The sequence below is a fragment of the Hwanghaeella grinnelliae genome (assembly GCF_004005845.1).
GTDB lineage: Bacteria > Pseudomonadota > Alphaproteobacteria > UBA8366 > Aestuariispiraceae > Hwanghaeella > Hwanghaeella grinnelliae.
In genome coordinates, this window is sequence record NZ_SADE01000003.1 from 646825 (window position 1) to 664022 (window position 17198).

Annotated in this window: 9 protein-coding genes; 3 read left to right on the forward strand and 6 right to left on the reverse strand. The window is 58.2% G+C overall.

Annotation, left to right across the window (positions count from 1 at the left end):
* Nucleotides 1–4 precede the first annotated feature (4 nt).
* The 4 genes from EOI86_RS19985 to EOI86_RS20000 form a co-directional block, all read right to left on the reverse strand.
* Nucleotides 5–2080 (reverse strand): peptidase domain-containing ABC transporter, encoded by a 2076-nt coding sequence (locus EOI86_RS19985; protein ID WP_240035746.1) that lies wholly within the window; start codon nucleotides 2078–2080, stop codon nucleotides 5–7.
* 131 nt (nucleotides 2081–2211) lie between these two features.
* Nucleotides 2212–2460 (reverse strand): hypothetical protein, encoded by a 249-nt coding sequence (locus EOI86_RS19990; protein ID WP_127767427.1) that lies wholly within the window; start codon nucleotides 2458–2460, stop codon nucleotides 2212–2214.
* Nucleotides 2461–2503: 43 nt separating this feature from the next.
* Nucleotides 2504–2866, reverse strand: coding sequence for a hypothetical protein (locus EOI86_RS19995; RefSeq protein ID WP_127767428.1), 363 nt, complete (start codon nucleotides 2864–2866; stop codon nucleotides 2504–2506).
* A gap of 29 nt (nucleotides 2867–2895) precedes the next feature.
* The gene (locus tag EOI86_RS20000) at nucleotides 2896–7764 is read right to left on the reverse strand and encodes a calcium-binding protein (RefSeq protein ID WP_127767429.1); all 4869 of its coding nucleotides are present in this window, start codon (nucleotides 7762–7764) and stop codon (nucleotides 2896–2898) included.
* Between the two features lie 365 nt (nucleotides 7765–8129).
* Between EOI86_RS20000 and EOI86_RS20005 the strand changes: the two genes are divergently transcribed.
* On the forward strand, nucleotides 8130–9911 hold the full coding sequence (locus EOI86_RS20005) for a helix-turn-helix domain-containing protein (RefSeq protein ID WP_127767430.1): 1782 nt from the start codon (nucleotides 8130–8132) through the stop codon (nucleotides 9909–9911).
* A 268-nt stretch (nucleotides 9912–10179) separates the two neighbouring features.
* Here EOI86_RS20005 and EOI86_RS20010 read toward each other — a convergent pair whose 3' ends face one another.
* Together EOI86_RS20010 and EOI86_RS20015 are read right to left on the reverse strand one after the other, a co-directional pair.
* The gene (locus EOI86_RS20010) at nucleotides 10180–12390 is read right to left on the reverse strand and encodes a malate synthase G (protein ID WP_127767431.1); all 2211 of its coding nucleotides are present in this window, start codon (nucleotides 12388–12390) and stop codon (nucleotides 10180–10182) included.
* A gap of 157 nt (nucleotides 12391–12547) precedes the next feature.
* Entirely contained in the window at nucleotides 12548–13810 is a 1263-nt protein-coding gene (locus tag EOI86_RS20015) for an amidohydrolase/deacetylase family metallohydrolase (protein ID WP_127767432.1), read from the reverse strand.
* A 214-nt stretch (nucleotides 13811–14024) separates the two neighbouring features.
* Here EOI86_RS20015 and EOI86_RS20020 point away from each other — a divergent pair, with 214 nt between their 5' ends.
* Both EOI86_RS20020 and EOI86_RS20025 read left to right on the forward strand, forming a co-directional pair.
* Nucleotides 14025–16391 carry a xanthine dehydrogenase family protein molybdopterin-binding subunit gene (locus tag EOI86_RS20020; RefSeq protein WP_127767433.1) on the forward strand — a complete coding sequence of 789 codons (2367 nt, stop codon included), beginning with the start codon at nucleotides 14025–14027 and terminating at the stop codon, nucleotides 16389–16391.
* Entirely contained in the window at nucleotides 16388–17197 is an 810-nt protein-coding gene (locus tag EOI86_RS20025; protein WP_127767434.1) for an FAD binding domain-containing protein, read from the forward strand. The genes EOI86_RS20020 and EOI86_RS20025 overlap by 4 nt, the downstream gene beginning before the upstream one ends.
* Nucleotide 17198: the final 1 nt, after the last annotated feature.

Here is a 17198-nt window from a genome sequence, read left to right on the forward strand (position 1 = left end):
CCGCCTACTCCGCCGCCTGGTGGCGGTGGTAATCCACACTCTGCTGCTGCCAAAGGTGTCGGTACAGATCACAACCGGCCAGCAGATCTTCATGCGTCCCCGCACCCACGATCCTCCCTTCATCAACGACAATGATCTTGTCCATATTCATAAGGGCGGAAAGACGGTGGGATACGGTGATTACCGTTCGTCCCTCGGCAATACGGGCCATGTTCGCTTGAACGATGGCCTCGCTCTCCGGGTCCAGGGCGCTGGTTGCTTCGTCGAGGATCAAGATACGCGGTTGCTTCAGTAGGGCCCGGGCAATGGCCAGCCGCTGCTTCTGGCCGCCGGAAAGGTTGGTCGCGCCCTCTTCCAGCGGCGTATCGTAGCCCTGCGGCAAGCGTTGAATGAATTCGTCGGCGCCGGCGAGACGCGCGGCAGCGACAATTTCAAAGAAGCTAGCCTCTGGACGGGTCGCGGCGATGTTCTCCTTGACTGTCCCTTTGAACAGGAAGCTTTCCTGCAGCACGACCCCGGTATTCATCCGAAGATGTGCCAAATCAATTTCGCGCATGTCGGTACCGTCGATACAGATCATCCCAGTCTGCGGCGCGTAGAGCCCCTGCAACAGACGGATCATGGTGCTCTTACCCGAGCCCGACCTGCCGACGACACCAAGCGACTGATCCACGGACAATGTGAAGGAAACCCGGTCCAATGCGGGGGCGGCGGAATTGGGATACTTGAACCCGACCTCTTCGAAATCGATGCGGCCGTCGATTTCCGGGGTCAGTCCGCCGGACTTCGACTGCTCGGGGTTCTGGTTCATGACCTGACCGAGCATCCGGACGGAGAGAGCCGCCTGCTGATATTCATTTATCAAACCGACGGCAGCAATCAACGGACCGCTGACGCGCTGGGCCAGCATGTTGAAGGCAATGATCGCGCCAATCGTAAGGTCGCCCTGGAACACAAGCTGAACACCTACGAAAAGGATCGCGATCGACATCAAGGTTCCGAGGTATTTGGTAATGCCGCTGACCAATTGCGACAGCCTGCCGACGCCGATATGCATGGCAATGGTCCGCGCGGCGCGGCGATCCCATTCCGCACGACGGACCGGTTCAATCGCCAAGGCCTTGACGGTTTCCATCCCCGCGATCGTCTCTACAAGCATCGATTGGCGATCGCCTTCCGCCCTGTAGAGCGCCGATAGCCGGTCCTTGTAGCTGCCTTTGATCAGGAAACTGATGCCGGCGATCAATCCGGAAAACCCCAGAACGACCATGGTCAGGGCCGGGGAATAGAAGGTAAGGATCGGTATGTAGACCAGAAGCGCCAGACAATCGAGGAAGGTCAGAAACAGCCGACCAGTGAGGAATTCGCGCACCGTCGAGGTCTGCTGCATGTGTTTGGTCAGCGCCCCGGCGGAGGTCTTGCGAAAGAAATCGATCGGCAGCGATAACAGTTTTCCGAAGGTTCGTGTCGAAATGCGAATATCGATCTTGCTGGTTGCGTGAAGCAACAGCATGCCCCGCAGATACTCGATCACGGCGTTGAAGGTCACAGCCGCCACCACGGCGACGGCCAGAACATAAAGCGTGTCCAAGCTGTGATTGCCAATGACCTTGTCGAACGTGATCTGGAAGAAGATCGGCTGCGACAATGCAAAGAGATGCAGCAGCAAAGCGACGAAACCGACTTCCAGGAATACCGACTTGTGGCGCAGCATCTCCGGAATGAACCAGCGGAACCCGAAGGGCTGGTCCTCCTCGGTCAAACGCGCAGCCTGTTTCAGGAAAATAACCTGTCCGAGCCAGGCGTTTTCCAGTGTCATCTGATCGATGGGAATGACCTGGCCGGATTCCGCCAACGGATCGATGATCCTCACAACAGGGTCATCACCGGACGCGTCATAGCCGGCCAGGATAACCCATTTGCCGTTCGTAAGTGGGCAGAGAACAGGATACGCGTCCCCGATATCCGCAAGGTTTCGCCACGACACGGACCGGAGACGGCCTTTCAATCCCAGGTCCTGGGCGATGCGAAGCAGTCTTTCGGGGGCAGGTTCCTCCGTCAGGGCGAAGTCATGCGTCAATCGTTCCGGCGTGACGTCTACGCCATGCCGCCGGGCCAGAAGCGCAAGGCATTGGATGGCCGTCTGCAGTTTGTCGCCTCCCCCTCCGAGAAAAACCGGCCGGCACGTTTCCGCACAAGCCGGCTGACAGGTTATTCAGCGGCCTGTTGTTCCGTCCGCGAGATCAGCCCCTTTTCCTCCATACCTTGCAACGTCTGGCTTAGGGCTCCGACAAGACGCATGAAGGCCCGGGGACTCATGACAAGCTGTTCGACAAATTCAGGCACCGGATTCCCTTCCTTGTCGCGGGTGGTCGGCGACATGGCGAGCAGGTCCATGCGAATGACGCCTTCGGACAAGCGGACTTCGCCAACACCGTCGATAAAGGTTTGATTAGCCATGGTTCACTCCGTTCGTTTGGTTGTTCTCGTAAATAGGACGGGCTTAGAAGTTTGGTGAGCCGGACAAGACCTTGCGCTTTGGTCGGTCCTGCACGTCCGGGTCCGCAGGCTTCACGGCCAGATCCGCAGTCGTCGCGACACCGGGATCGACTTCGTCCCTGTGACCGTCAATATCCTGTGTGAAATAGCCCTTGTCCTGCATCGCCTTCATCGTATTGCGCATGGTTTTCACCATGCGGATGAAACCGACCGGGGTCATGACGAGCTGCTGCACGAATTCCGTCGTCGGCACCCCATCTTCGTTCCTTAGCGTCGGGGACATGGCCAGCAGATCCATCCGGATCGCACCGTCCTGCATTCGGGTTTCCCCGACCCCATCGATAAAAATACGTTTATCCTTTGCCATCACGTACCCCTGGTATTGTGCATCGCCCGTTATGCATTTCCTTGAACGTTGAAAATATCGTCCGTTTGATCGTCTTGGACGGATTGGATGAACGCCACATCGACCGGCGCCGCATTGGCGATGCTTTCCGCTGACCCGTCGGACGCCACAACGGCGTCTTCCAACGCACTGGCCAAAGCTTCGAATGTTGCGTTCGAATCCGCTTGCAGGAGGTCCGCCAAGCTTGCGGACTTATCATCGGTTTCTGCAACGCGCTGAAAGATATCGGTTAGATCGAATTCGATGGTCTGATCCCCAAAGTCGATCTTCAGGTTTTCTATCGCGAAGTCCTCGCCGTCGAACATGTCGTTGATCAAGATGTTGCTGGTCGACCCTTCGCGACCGGTACTGATCGCGAAATTGTCGTCGCCAAAAAGGAAACCCTCATCCACGGTGAAGAGGATATCACCCAGGTCGAGTGCCGGTTCGGCCCCAAACTGATTGATGTTGAACAGGATCGTGTCTGTCCCGGTCTCCCCGGTATCGGTGATGATGTCCATCCCTTCGCCTTGGTAGAAGACATAGGTGTCGGACCCGTCACCGCCTGAGATGTTATCGACACCGAAGCCGGAAACGAAGATATCGTCTCCATCGCCGCCACGCGTTTCCGCCGCGCCGGCGGAGCCGAAGAAGCCGCCAAAGTCCTCTACGTCGAAGCCTTTGACCAGGGCGTCGAACTCCTCATCGTTCGGAAGGAAACCTTCGAACAGTCCGGTTGAGAATTCGTCCAACAAGTCGTTGAAGGCGTCGGTGATATAAGTCCCGGCATCGTCGAAACTGCCCTCCACGGCCTTGCCCGCGTTGGCGAGATCTCCGTCCGGATCAAGGAATGTATCCTGCAGCTTGCTGTCGATGCTGGCGAACATTTCAGAGATCTCGTCGCCCAACCCGGAAATCGTATCCGTGATTGTGTCGTTGAAGGCGTCCAGGAATGTGTCGATCGCCCCCTCGAACGTCTCGAAGGCAACGGTCAAATAGTCAGCGAACTCGGTGAAGATCCCGTAACCGATTTCCAGGAACAAGTCGTTCCCGGCATCGCCATCCGACGACGCCGTACCGCCGAGGTTGACGAGCACATCATCCCCTTCACCACCAAGCAGGACAGCTCCGCCCGCCATGTTGACCAGAAAATCATCGCCATCGCCGGCATAGACGAAACTGCCAAGCCCACCGGTGTAGACATTATCATTGCCGTGCCCGGTGAAGATCAAACTGGCCGCGCCGGTCGCAACAACCGTATCGTTCCCGGCATCCTTGCTGGTATTCAGCAGATCATCCAACTGTTGCAGGTAGCCGCCGTCGGCGGACTGATCCGTGAACAGTTCCGTATAGAGATCCTGCGCCGCCGTCGCGACGCCGGTAACGGTGTCACCCACGAGGCTGGCCAGCGTTTTAACAGCCGCGCTCCTTATGCCGCCGGAGAAATCCGTGCTGACGATGCTGCCGAGTCCCGCGGAAATCACCGTGTCGTCTCCGGCCCCGCCCATCATCCAGTTAGCGGCGCCGAAACCGACAAGCACGTCGTTTCCATAGTCGCCGTTGATAATGTTCATCGCGCCGATACCGACGACGAGGTCGGCCCCCGACCCACCGCTGAGGTTGTTCTGCACCCCAACGGCGACGATTTGATCGTCCCCTTGCATACCGAGCACTGTGGACGATTTCCCTACGGTGACGATGGTGTCGTCCCGTATTTCAAAGTCATTACGCGTGTATTCGATACCGGCAGCTTCAGCCTGTGCGCGCCGCTCATCGGATTCGTCATAGGTACCCGCAAAACGGCCCAGGTCTTTCGAAGGGTCGCCGCCATCTGCGCCGAATAGGTTGCCCAACGTGTTTTTTGCGAAATCACCCAAGGCAACCAAGTCGAATTGATCGCCCAGGATGATGTTTTTCGCCCCAACGGCGACGATCGTATCGTCGCCCTGTCCGCCGGAAACGATGTTCATTTCACCGACGGTCAGGACCACGTCGTTGCCATCGCCCGCAAGCGAGATATTCATCGACGGGATTGTGGTCTCACCACCCGAAAACGGTAGACCCAGGACATACATCGACTTTTGAAATGTGGACTTGTCTGCCCATGATTTCTCAGTGGATAGAACCGACCCTTTCAAACCGACATTCAGGTTTGTGATGAAATCGTCACCCGCGCCGGTAACCGCTAGATTGGCTCCGAGTAATTGGGCGAGCCCGCCCGCCGATGTGAACAACCCGCCAAGGCCGTTGAGGTTCGGCGACAGGATCGACGCCGGGGTGGAGAGAATCCCCCCGATCATGAAGACACTGTCGTTGCCCGCGTCGGTGATCGCCACATTTGTTTGACCGACCGCCAGGATGTCGTCGTTACCGGCGCCGGTCGCAAGGACGTTCGCGCCCCCGGCCACCATGACGAGGTCGTCGCCTTCTTCCGCCACAACCACGTTCGCGCCGCCAAGCCCGATTACGACGTTGTCGCCGCCGCCGGCATGAATGAACTGCCCCGCGGCCGCGGAGTAGACCTGGTCGTCGCCGGCGCCAGTCGAAACCCCGCTGGCCAAGCCAACCAGATAGAGCGTGTCGTTGCCCTCACCGGAATCGATATAGGAGCCGGCCGCCGCCGCGTGGATTGTGTCATTGCCGTCGCCGGTATCGATGCGCGCGCCGAAATTGGCGGCATAAACCACATCATCCCCGCTGCCGGCCACGATATTCGCACCGGCAGCCAGGACATGGATTGTGTCGTTGCCGCTGCCGCCCAGGACATTCGCGCCGGTCGCGGTCAGATTAATGATGTCGTCGCCGCTACCAGCGTCCAAATGCACGCCGACGGCACCGATCCATGCCGTATCGTTGCCGGAGCCCAATTTGACGTTTGCACCGACCGCCCCCACGGTGACGGTGTCGTTGCCGGCACCGGAATCCACATCGGCACCCAGGGAATAGACGTCGATTTCGTCGTCACCGCCATACGTGTAGACGGACGCGTACGCGCCGTACGTTGAGACCTTGTCCCGGGAGGAGCCGTAGATATCAATATCCACATTCGCGCCATCCGCATCGACGTTGGTTCTACCGCCAACCCCGCCGTGTATCTGAACGCTTGTATCAAAGGAAAAACCGGCATCAACATTGATTCTGCTGTCATCGCCCGCCGTGATGGCGATATCCGACGTTCCGCCACCGGACGTATCGACATCGATCGTGCTGCGGGCCCCGGAGACGACTTCGATGTCGTTCCCCTCGATTCCTAAGACGTCGGAGTCGATCTGAATGGTGTTGTCTGCGCCTGAAAGCTTGACCGTCGCGTCCTCGACGGAATCGTCACCCCAGCCCAGTTGAACGATGTTGTTGCCCTGTCGGTCCGCGTTGTAGGCCGTTCCGTCGATATAGACATCATCTGCATCCTCGATCCAAATCCGGCTGTCTTCCAGATTGGACATGTTCAGGGAGACATCGAAGGCATCGTCTATGTTGACGTTCTGATAGCGGGATTGCCCGCGGACGGTCAGGGAAACATCGTCTGCGTCGTCTATATCGAATGTATTGTACCAGCCCGCCGTCGCGATCGAGACGTCGTCTATATCTTCCAGGCGGAAGGTGTTGGCGCCTTCGGACGTGTTGATACGAACATCGTCCGCATCCGTAACCGTTACGTCATTGTGGAAGGAGTAGGCCTTGTCCCCCAATTCAAGACGCACGTCGTCGGCGTCGTTGATATCGATCTTGTTGTCACCGCCATAGATATTGAGGTCGATATCATCGGTGTCATCCAAGGTCAGGGTATTGCCGCCGGCGTCGATGTCGATCCAGGTATAGTCGGAATCGACGATGCGGATATCGTTGCCGCCCTCTGCCCCGTTGAAGTTCAGGCGGACGGACTCCTCTGAGAAGTCGTCTCCCTCCAACGTCTTCTGGTTCATGTCGATATTGACGCGGTTGTTGCCGTCATGGATCGTCGCATCGACGCTGTCGGCATCCCAGACCTTCAGATAATTGCCGCCGTCACCACCGAAATTTACCCGCACGTCGTCCGCGTACCAAATGTCGACGTGGTTTTCACCCCAGCTGAAATCCACCTCCACGTTATCGTTATGGCCCGCATAGAGCGTGTTACCGGAGCCGGTGGCGTACACACTGACATCCAGGGAATCATATACTTCGATCTTGTTATTCGAATTGCCGTACTGGTCCATCTGGACCCGTACATCGTCGGAGTTCTTTACGTAAAAACGTCCGTTCCCCGCATCGGTATCGATCCAGACGTCGTCGGCATCGCGGACCTCGACATCGTCATACCCGCGTCCGCCCTGGAAATTGAGATTGACCGAGTTCTCGCGGGTATAGTCGCCATCCCAAAAATCCTGCTGCATATCGATGCGGACCGTGTTCCCACCGCCCCAAATTTCGGCGTTGACCGTATCCGCGCCTTTGATATCGACCCAGTTGTCGCCGGACCCGCCCAGATGGAGCGCCCCTATATCGTCGGCATCGTAGATATTGACGGAATTTGCGCCCCAATCGGTCCAGATATCGACATCGTCGACATCCTGGAACCGCATCCAATTGCCGCCGCCAGTGGCATAGAAGCTGATATCGTCAGCGTCATAGACCTGGACGCTATTGTTGGAATTACCGTACTGATCAAAATTGAACCGGACGTCATAGGCATCCTCTACCTTGAACCATGAGCCGCCGGCATCGGTGTCGATCCAAACGTCACTGACATCGGTGATTTGGGCGCTCACGCCGCGGGAATTGTTGAAGTTGACCGAGACATTGCCCCAGTCCTTGATGCTGGCCCAGCTTGTGTTCCCCAGGGTCTCGTTGAAGTCCGCACCCCAAAAGCGGTCCCAGGAATCCGCGTGGTAGTTTGTCACCTTATGTCTCCTGCGCGTGTCGTCACGGGCGTTTGATCCGTACTAGGCGACGATGCACGGGATCGGTGGCCCGGCTCTTCGTGATATACGTCAACCTTTTGCGACAGAATTCAGACCCGAACAGTCACATCCCTTGCCCGTGTTCCGCAGCAGATGCGGAACAAAAGATGCGACCGCCCTCCTTCGGCGAAAACTTCGGGCCGGAGATTACTCAAATAGCCGGAATAACGAACATATTTCCGACAAGTTGACCGATATGCGCGCAAAGTTGTCCCCTTCGTGACCGCTTTCGCCTTTCTCGATCTGGGCAAGCCGGTACACTCACAGCAGGAAACAGCCGCACAATTCGACTCGGGTTGAGGCATATGAATAGCGTCATGTTGCGCCCCATCCCGGTCGCGATCGCCGTAAGCTTGCTGGTTTTGATCGGCTTTTGGGCCGTTGAAGGAAAAAGTGAGCAGTCACCCCCACTGTGCGGGCAGTCTATTGCCGAAACACCGACGGCGACTGTCTTCGACCATAACTCGGTACAGGAGTTGCTTTTCCTCCGTGCCGACTTTCTGCTTGATACGAGCGGGGCGGAACGGCCCGACGACCTTGACGGCAAAGATTTCCTTAAGTCACCCTGCCTCGACCGTTATCCGGCCCCGGCACCGGGAGCAGCGCTTTGGCTCCGATTCAGTATCCAAAACGACACGAACACGGCGCGCGACTGGCGGATCGGCTTCAGCGAATATCTTTACGGTTCGACAATTCTTTACCGTGACGATCCGCAATCCGAACCGCTAGCGGCTGCGGGCCGAAGCGTTCCACGGCAGGAACGGACATTCATCAGCCTCCGCCCTCAGCTTCCCCTCTCACTCGCGGCGGGTGAAAAACGGACCTACTATCTGCGGATCGCCGAAACCTGGGATGTGGCCGTTACTCCCTACGTCATGAGTCCGGCCACAGCATATACCCAGAACGAATTCGCCAGCCTGGTATCTGCTCTTTTCCTAGGGTTTCTGGCAGCTACGCTCGTCATCAGCCTGGTGCTGTTCCGGCATGCGGACGTTACCAACTACCAATTCTATTCCCTTTACGTCATCAGCATGCTGGTTTCCTCCCTGCTCTACGATGGATGGTTCCACCATTTGACGGAGTCCGGCTTGGATTTTGTTCTGATGGTGCGGGCGATCGAGGCGCTCTTTGCGCTTTGCGCTGTCGGATATGTTCTGTTCTGCCAAAACATCCTGACCTTGACCACGGATCGGCCCAAATGGCCGCGATTTTTCTCGTTAGGCCTTGGTGCCCTCACGGTCAGCGCGGTCTTTGCCGTCCTCGATCCTTGGATTTTCGACCTGCCACTCACTCTCGTCATCCTGTTCCTGCAACTCGGGGTACTGGTAGCGGCCGTCATGCGCATCAAGGACGGTATTCCGGAAGCTAAACCCGTCGCCGCTTCAGCGGCTTCCCTGTTTATCCTGATCACAATTGGGCACATTCCTTATATATTGACGTTCCACCTGGACACAGCGGACGCGTCCACAAAACTCGCTTTTGAACAAATGAGCGAAGTGGCCTTTTATGCAGCCGTGTTGGGTGAAGCTATTTTCATGGGGATCGCGATCGCGGTGCGGGTCAACTCCCTGCAAGCGCAACGGCTTGCCGCAACGGCTGAGGCAAACGCGCTCAAGCACGAAGCCCAGGCAATAAGAGCAACCCTCGACGAGGCCAGAAGAGTGTCCGGAAGCCGTATCGCGGCATTGGAAACACGCTTGATAGAAACCGCGAACGATACGGAAAAAGTGTCGTTGGCCCCGGCGGATAGCCGCTTCCTCGACTGGGCCAAGGAGCTGGTGCAAGCAAATATCGGCGATCCCGCCTTCGGAGTCCGTCAGCTTTCGGCCGCCTTGGGTACCAGTGAGAAGACATTGGGGCGGCGGTTGAAACAGTCCCTCGGTCTGACCCCGGTCGCCTTTATCCGGCAAGAGCGCCTGAACCGTGCGCGGGACATGCTCTTGATCCGGCAATTCAATACAGTGGCAGAGACCGCACATGCGGTCGGCTTTTCCAGCACGGGCCATTTCGCAAAACTATATCGCGAGGCATTTGGTGAGACGCCAAATGCGACGCTTCGCGCGGCAATACGGGACCATCAAGACTAAGACGTCGCCCCGAAACGACCAAGTGATTGTGCTGAGGGCGTTCGTTCAGCTTGTTTCAGTGCTATGTGGCGGGAAGTGACCGCCTATATACGCGATCCACCATCCTCGTGCGGGCCATCCGGGGATCCTTCGGCCTGGAACAGCGTGCGGTCCATTGAGTAGCGCCGTGGGATTTTCGCGCGCCGCCAGCGGGGACCTTCAGAAATCCCTGAAACGAAAACGGCGGCGCTCATTAGCGCCGCCGCCAGTTTTCGTACTGGCCGTTCGATCAGCCGGCCGCCTTCACCTCGCGGCGGCGGCGGTGCAGGATCGGTTCGGTATAACCGCTTGGCTGGTTGATGCCTTCGAAGACCAGCTCGCGCGCGGACTGAAAAGCAATGCTGGCGTCATAGTCCGGCGCCATATTGCGATAACCCGGGTCGCCCGCATTTTGTCCGTCGACCGCAACAGCCATGCGGCGGAAGGATTGATCGATCTGATCGGCGGTACATATGCCGTGCAGCAGCCAATTTGCCAGATGCTGCGCAGAGATACGCAGGGTCGCACGGTCTTCCATCAGGCCGACATCGTTGATGTCCGGCACCTTGGAACAGCCGACGCCCTGATCGACCCAGCGCACCACGTAACCCAGGATTGACTGGCATGAATTGTCCAGCTCCCGCGTGACTTCCTCGTCCGACAGGTTGCGCCCTTCCAACATCGGCGGCACCAGCAGGTCCGACAACGCAGCAGGCGTGCGTTGGGCGATTTCCTTCTGCCGTTCATGCACGTCTACTTCGTGGTAGTGCAGGGCGTGCAGCGTAGCGGCCGTCGGAGACGGTACCCAGGCTGTGTTAGCGCCCGCCATAGGATGGCCCGATTTGACTTCCAGCATCTCGGCCATGGCATCGGGCTTGGCCCACATGCCCTTGCCGATCTGAGCATGCCCGGCGAGCCCCGCCGCCAGACCTATATCGACATTGTTGTTCTCGTAGGTGCCGAGCCAGACGGCAGATTTCATGTCATTCTTCGGCAGGACCGGCCCGGCCTGCATGGAGGTATGGATCTCATCCCCCGTGCGGTCCAAGAATCCGGTGTTGATGAAGACCAAACGGTCTTTCACGGCACGAATGCATTCCTTGAGGTTGGCGCTCGTCCGCCGTTCCTCATCCATTACCCCAACCTTCAGCGTATTCCGCTCAAGACCGAGCACATCTTCCACCCGGTCGAAGAGCGTGTTGGTGAAGGCAGCTTCCTCAGGTCCGTGCATCTTCGGTTTGACGATATAAACGCTTCCCGCACGAGAGTTCCGCATGCCAGTGGATTTCTTCAAGTCATGCACTGCACAAAGCGAAGTGATCATGCCGTCCAGGATACCTTCAGGCGTTTCCTTACCATCTTCACCCAGTACGGCGTCCGTCGTCATCAGATGGCCAACGTTGCGCACAAGCAGCAGGCTGCGCCCCGGCACGGAATAAGTTTCTCCGTCCGGCCCCGTGAAGTCTCGGTCTGGATTGAGGCGACGGGTCATAGTCTGACCGTTCTTTTCGAAGCTCTCTTCCAGGTCACCCTTCATCAAGCCCAGCCAGTTCGCATAGACGAGGACCTTGTCCTCGGCATCAACCGCTGCGACCGAATCCTCACAGTCCTGGATTGCCGTCAGGGCCGATTCCAGCACGACGTCTTCCAGATTTGACGGGCTCTCCGCGCCGATCGGGCTGTCCGGGTTGAACTTCAACTCCACATGCAGACCGTTGTGGCGGAACAGAAGCGACTTCGTCGCTCCCTCACCCGCATGGCCGACGAACTGGGTGGTATCGGCAAGGCCGGTTTCCGTCCCATCGGCAAGCGTGACGACAACACCGTCCGCGCCCGCAACATAGGATTTCGCACCGGCATGCGACCCGCTGCCCAGCGGCACCGCCGTGTCGAGATAGGATGCGGCGCGCGCCACGACTTCCGCGCCACGCTTCGCATTGAAGCCCTTGCCCGGCGCCAGGTCACCATCCTGCGGCACGGCGTCGGTCCCATAGAGCGCGTCGTAAAGACTGCCCCAGCGCGCATTCGCGGCATTGAGGGCAAACCGCGCGTTCATGACCGGCACAACAAGCTGCGGTCCCGCCACAGTCGCGATTTCCGGGTCGACATTCGTTGTACCGACCTTGAAATCAGGCCCTTCGGGGACGAGATATCCGATTTCGCGCAGAAAAGCCTGATAGGCTGCACCGTCGATCGCTTGGCCCTTGCGTGCCTTGTGCCAATCGTCGATCTGCGCCTGCAGGCTGTCGCGCTTTGCGAGCAGCGCCCTGTTGATCGGGGCGAGATCCGCGAGAATGGCCGCATATCCGGACCAGAAACCGTCCGCATCGACGCCGGTGTCCGGCAAGGCCTGTTCCTCGATAAAGGCCGCCAAGCCTGAATCAACCTGCAAGTTCGCTCTCGTGACTCGACTATCCACGCGTTCTTCCCCTCTGACTATTTTTCCAGCAACGCAGCTCATTGCATATTAAGTATGCCGCACGAGCGAGAGGAATCCACGTCGGGCACGGGTTTTCAAACCGAATTTTTCATTTTGCGCCTAATTCGACCATTGCTGACACTTTACGTCACCTTCCGGCGGGCGAGGCTGTGCGGGCCGATTGGTCCGTCAGCCCCAATTAAGCTGCAATGGCGTCGGGAATGAAGACGGAATCCGCCTCATAAGTGATTCCGGCACGCAGACAGAAGGCCGGGCGAATCAATTGGTCACTGGCGACCTTGGTGCCGCTGTTGTCCGAAAGCTGGAATTTGCCGGTTTCAACCTTGAGAACGCTTATGTCGGCGTCAAAGCCCGGTTGCAGGGACCCGATCCGATCTTCCATCCGGATCAGCTTCGCCGGGTGCGAGGTTACCATCGCAATAACTTCCGGCAATGACAGGCCGAGATACAACAATTCCGTCATCGCGATCGTCAGGTTGAAGGGCGCGACGCCAAAGAACGGACTCGACGTGCGCACCGCATCTGACTGACCGTCGGGAACGGTGACGTTATAACCGTGCATGTCCGCGCCCAGCGTGTAGGGGGTAATCCCCGCTTCCAGGACACGTTTCGCCGCATCGAAACTGAAATGCGAACCATGTCCCACATCGACGAGAATCTGCTTCTCGTGAACCGCTTCCAACAGGATGGGATGAACTTCGCCCGTGTCGGAAACGAACCCGCCCGGATGGCGTGTGAACGGATGGGCTAGAATATCGCCAGGTTTCATGATCGGAACCAATTCCGTGATCAGTTCCTCAGCGTCCGGGATTCGACCACTCTCATCGGTCGGCCAAAGCTGCCCCAGATGTATATACAGGGGCAAATCGGTCTCCCGAGCGATTTGCGCGCCGATCTTGATGACATCAAGGCCCCAGCGCGATTGGCCGCCGATTTCGGCATGCGCCTTGATCCCTTTGATCAGATCCTTGTTTTCATTGGCAACGCGGATCGTGTGTTCGGCATTCACACCGTTCGGGCCGTAAAGTTCCGGGTAGAGATGCCCTTCCAATCCGCCGACCAAATAGCAGGAAATGAAGGCAAGAACCCGGCTGGCAGACGGTTCGGAAATGAAATGGCGGAAGCCGCCCAAGGTCATGCAACTTGGTCCGCCTTGATCGATCAGCGTTGTAACGCCCGACCGCACACCGACCAGATCCGGTTCCAATCCGAAACGCCCGGTCACATGCCGATATACATGGGCATGGGTGTCGATCATGCCCGGCACGACGACATGACCGTCGGCATCGATTCTGTTGAGCGCGCGGCTGTCCCGCAGGCTGGGCTCCACGGCGGCAATTTTTCCGTCGTTGATGGCAATGTCGAACTTGCCGTCCCGCCCGATCATCGGATCAATCACCCGACCATTTTCAACGATCGTTTCATACACCGCTGTCGTCATCTCAACCGCTTCCATACGTTTCAAGTTTCAGAAACACTCACCGTCATATCCCTATAGATTAAACGGGAACTGGGATCAGAAAAGAAAAAAGTTGTAAATACGACCATTCACATGACACATTTTGCACTGCAACCAAATCACAACACCGCGACCCGCCGCGATGGTACCTTCGGGGCGGGTGTGCATTAGGAACGGCGCGAGTACGGGGCAAGCGATGGCAGGCGACACAGGCACCAAGGAACGCAGCAATTCCGGCGTGGGCGCGCGGCAGATCCGCCGCGAAGACGACCGCCTATTGCGCGGAAAGGGACGCTTCGTCGCCGACATTAAAATGTCCGGCATGCAGGAACTCGCTTTTCTACGAAGTCCGCTGGCACATGCTCGTATCAAGTCGATCACCGTCCCGGATGCTCTTCGCGACACAGTTTATCTGGCGGCGGACCTGACCGGTGTAATCGGTATTCGCGCCGATTCCGGTTTGCCCGGTTTCCGCAGTTCCGTTCAGCCGATCCTGGCGGATACGAAGGTCCGTCATGTCGGCGAGTTGATCGCCGCTTGCCTGTCGGATACCCGTGCCGGTGCGGAAGACATCGCGGAAGAAATACAGACTGAGTTCGATGAATTGCCGGCGGTGTGGGACATGACGGCGGCTCAATCGCCGGACGCCCCGCTGATCCATGAAAATTGGGACAAGAACGCGTTTCTCGAAACGCAAACCGAGGTCGATTTCGACGGCGCTACCGCCGACGCCGCCGTTGTCGTCAACAAGACCTTCCGCACTGCGCGGCAATGCATGGCGCCTATCGAAGGGCGCGGGCTAGTGGCGGTCTGGGATCGCACACTTGAGGTCTTGACGCTTCATTCCGCAACGCAAATGCCGCATATCGTACGGACGGGATTGGCCGAATGCCTGGGCCTGGACCACGGGCAGGTCCGCGTCATCTCACCCGATGTCGGCGGCGGTTTCGGCTATAAGGGGATATTGCTGGCTGAGGAAGTCTGCGCCTGTTATCTGGCGATTAAGCTGGACCGCCCCATTCGCTGGATTGAAGATCGTCGCGAACACCTGACCGCCGGTGCGAATTGCCGTGAGCATTTCTATGACATTACCGGCTATGCTGCGGCTGACGGCACGCTTCTGGCCGTTGATTGCAACGCATTGGTCGATTCAGGGGCGTATTCCAGCTATCCGTTTTCCGCCTGTTTGGAAGCCGCCCAAGTCACCAGCATCCTGCCAGGCCCGTACAAGATGCGCGGATACCGGTGTTCCGCTACGTCGGTAACCACCAACAAACCGCCGATCCTGCCGTTTCGCGGTGTCGCCCGCACGGGCGTTTGTTTCGCGATCGAACTTCTGCTGGACGCCATCGCCAGGGAACTCAGCATCGCGCCGGAAGAAATCCGCGCACGAAACCTTGTGACGCCGCAGGAAATGCCTTTCACGAATATCACCAACAAATACTTCGACAGCGGCGACTATCCCGAAGCGTTGCGGCGCGCGATAGAAGCAATAGATCTGCCGTCAATTCGAAGCGAACAGAAATCCCAGACCGGACGGGAAAGGATCGGTGTCGGCTTATCCATTTTCTGTGAACAAGGCGCCCACGGCACATCCGTCTATCACGGATGGGGAATACCGATGGTCCCGGGTTTCGAACAGGCGACCGCCAGGCTGACACCGGATGGCGGCCTGGAACTTCGGGTCGGTGTGCATAGCCACGGCCAGGGTTTGGAAACAACCCTGGCGCAGATCGCCCATGAGCGTTTGGGCATCACCATCGAAAAGATAAAGGTGGTCCACGGCGATACTGCCTATACGCCCTATTCGACAGGCACTTGGGGGTCGCGATGCATCGTCATGGCCGGCGGCGCTGTTGCGACGGCTTGCGACGCACTCGGCCAGCGCATCCGCAACATTGCCGGGCATCTGCTTCAATCGGAGAACGACGATGTCGCATTGGAAGACGGCGTGGCACGGGCCGGGACGGCTTCGGTCAGCATCGAGGAAGTCGCGAAGACCTGGTATTTGAAGCCGCAACTATTGCCCGACGGCGTAGACCCCAGAGGTCTTGAGGCGACGGAAGGATACAAGACTGTCCAGGATACCGGGACGTTTTCCTATGCCTGCCACGCGGTGAAAGTGAGCGTCGATCTGGACCTGGGTCACGTCAAATTGCTGGATTATGTGATCGCCGAAGATGCCGGGACCATGATCAATCCGATGATCGTGGATGGGCAGGTTCTAGGCGGCGCCGTGCAGGGAATCGGCACCGCCTTGTTCGAAGAAATGCCTTTCAGCGAAACCGGGCAACCGATGGCATCCACCTTGGCGGATTATCATCTGCCCGTCGCCGCGGACATACCCGACATTCGCATTATCCATATGGAAACGCCGTCGCCCCTGAGTTATTTCGGCCAAAAGGGAATCGGTGAAAGCGGGGCGATCGGACCACCCGCCGCCATCGCGAATGCGGTTAACGATGCGTTGTCATCCCTGGGCGCCGAGGTCGCGCAGGTCCCTATGACGCCGGAAAGAATTTTGGCGGCGCTCGATCAAGCGGAAAAGGGCGACAAGGCATGAAACCCGTCGATTTTTCCTACCTCAATGCCATGAACCTGGAACAGGCAGAGAACGCTCTCGCCGGTCAGTCTTGTTCGATCGTTTCGGGAAACCAGTCACTGGGCCCGATGATGAATCTGAGGCTTGCGCGACCGGGTGTTCTGCTCGACGTCTCCCGTGTTGAGGAACTGCGCCGGGCAGAGGAAACGGATACGGAAGTCCGGTTCGGTGCCGCCGTCACCCATGCAGAAATCGAAGACGGGACCGTCCCGGACCCGACCGGCGGTTGGATGCGGGCGGCCGCTTCCAATATTGCGCATCGGGCCGTTCGCAACCGCGGCACAATCGGGGGCAGTCTGTGCCATGCAGACCCCGCCGCAGACTGGGTCACAGTCTTACCGGCATTGTCCGCGCAGATTTCCATCGCCGGCCCCGACGGTGTTCGAAAGGTCGACGCCATCGATTTCGTAGTAGGGCCCTATGCCACCGTTCTCGCCCCCGGTGAGATCGTCGTTTCCGTTGCGGTCCCCAAACCTTCCGCCGCCGCGCGGTGGGGGTACTGGAAATTCGTTCGGCAAGTTGGTGAGTTTTCGAAAGCAAGCGCCGCGATCCTTGACGATCCCGACACCGGCCGGTCGCGCGTGATCGTCGGCGCATTGGGCAGGCAACCGCTGTTGATCGACAAGCCCGATGACGTCATCGCCGGCCGGATAGACGGAAAGGCAGCCCTCTCGCACGCATTGCCGGATATGCCCGCATGCGCTGTCCGGATGCACGCAGTGGCCATCGACCGTGCGATCGAACAAATGGCTGGGTCGCCAGAATAGG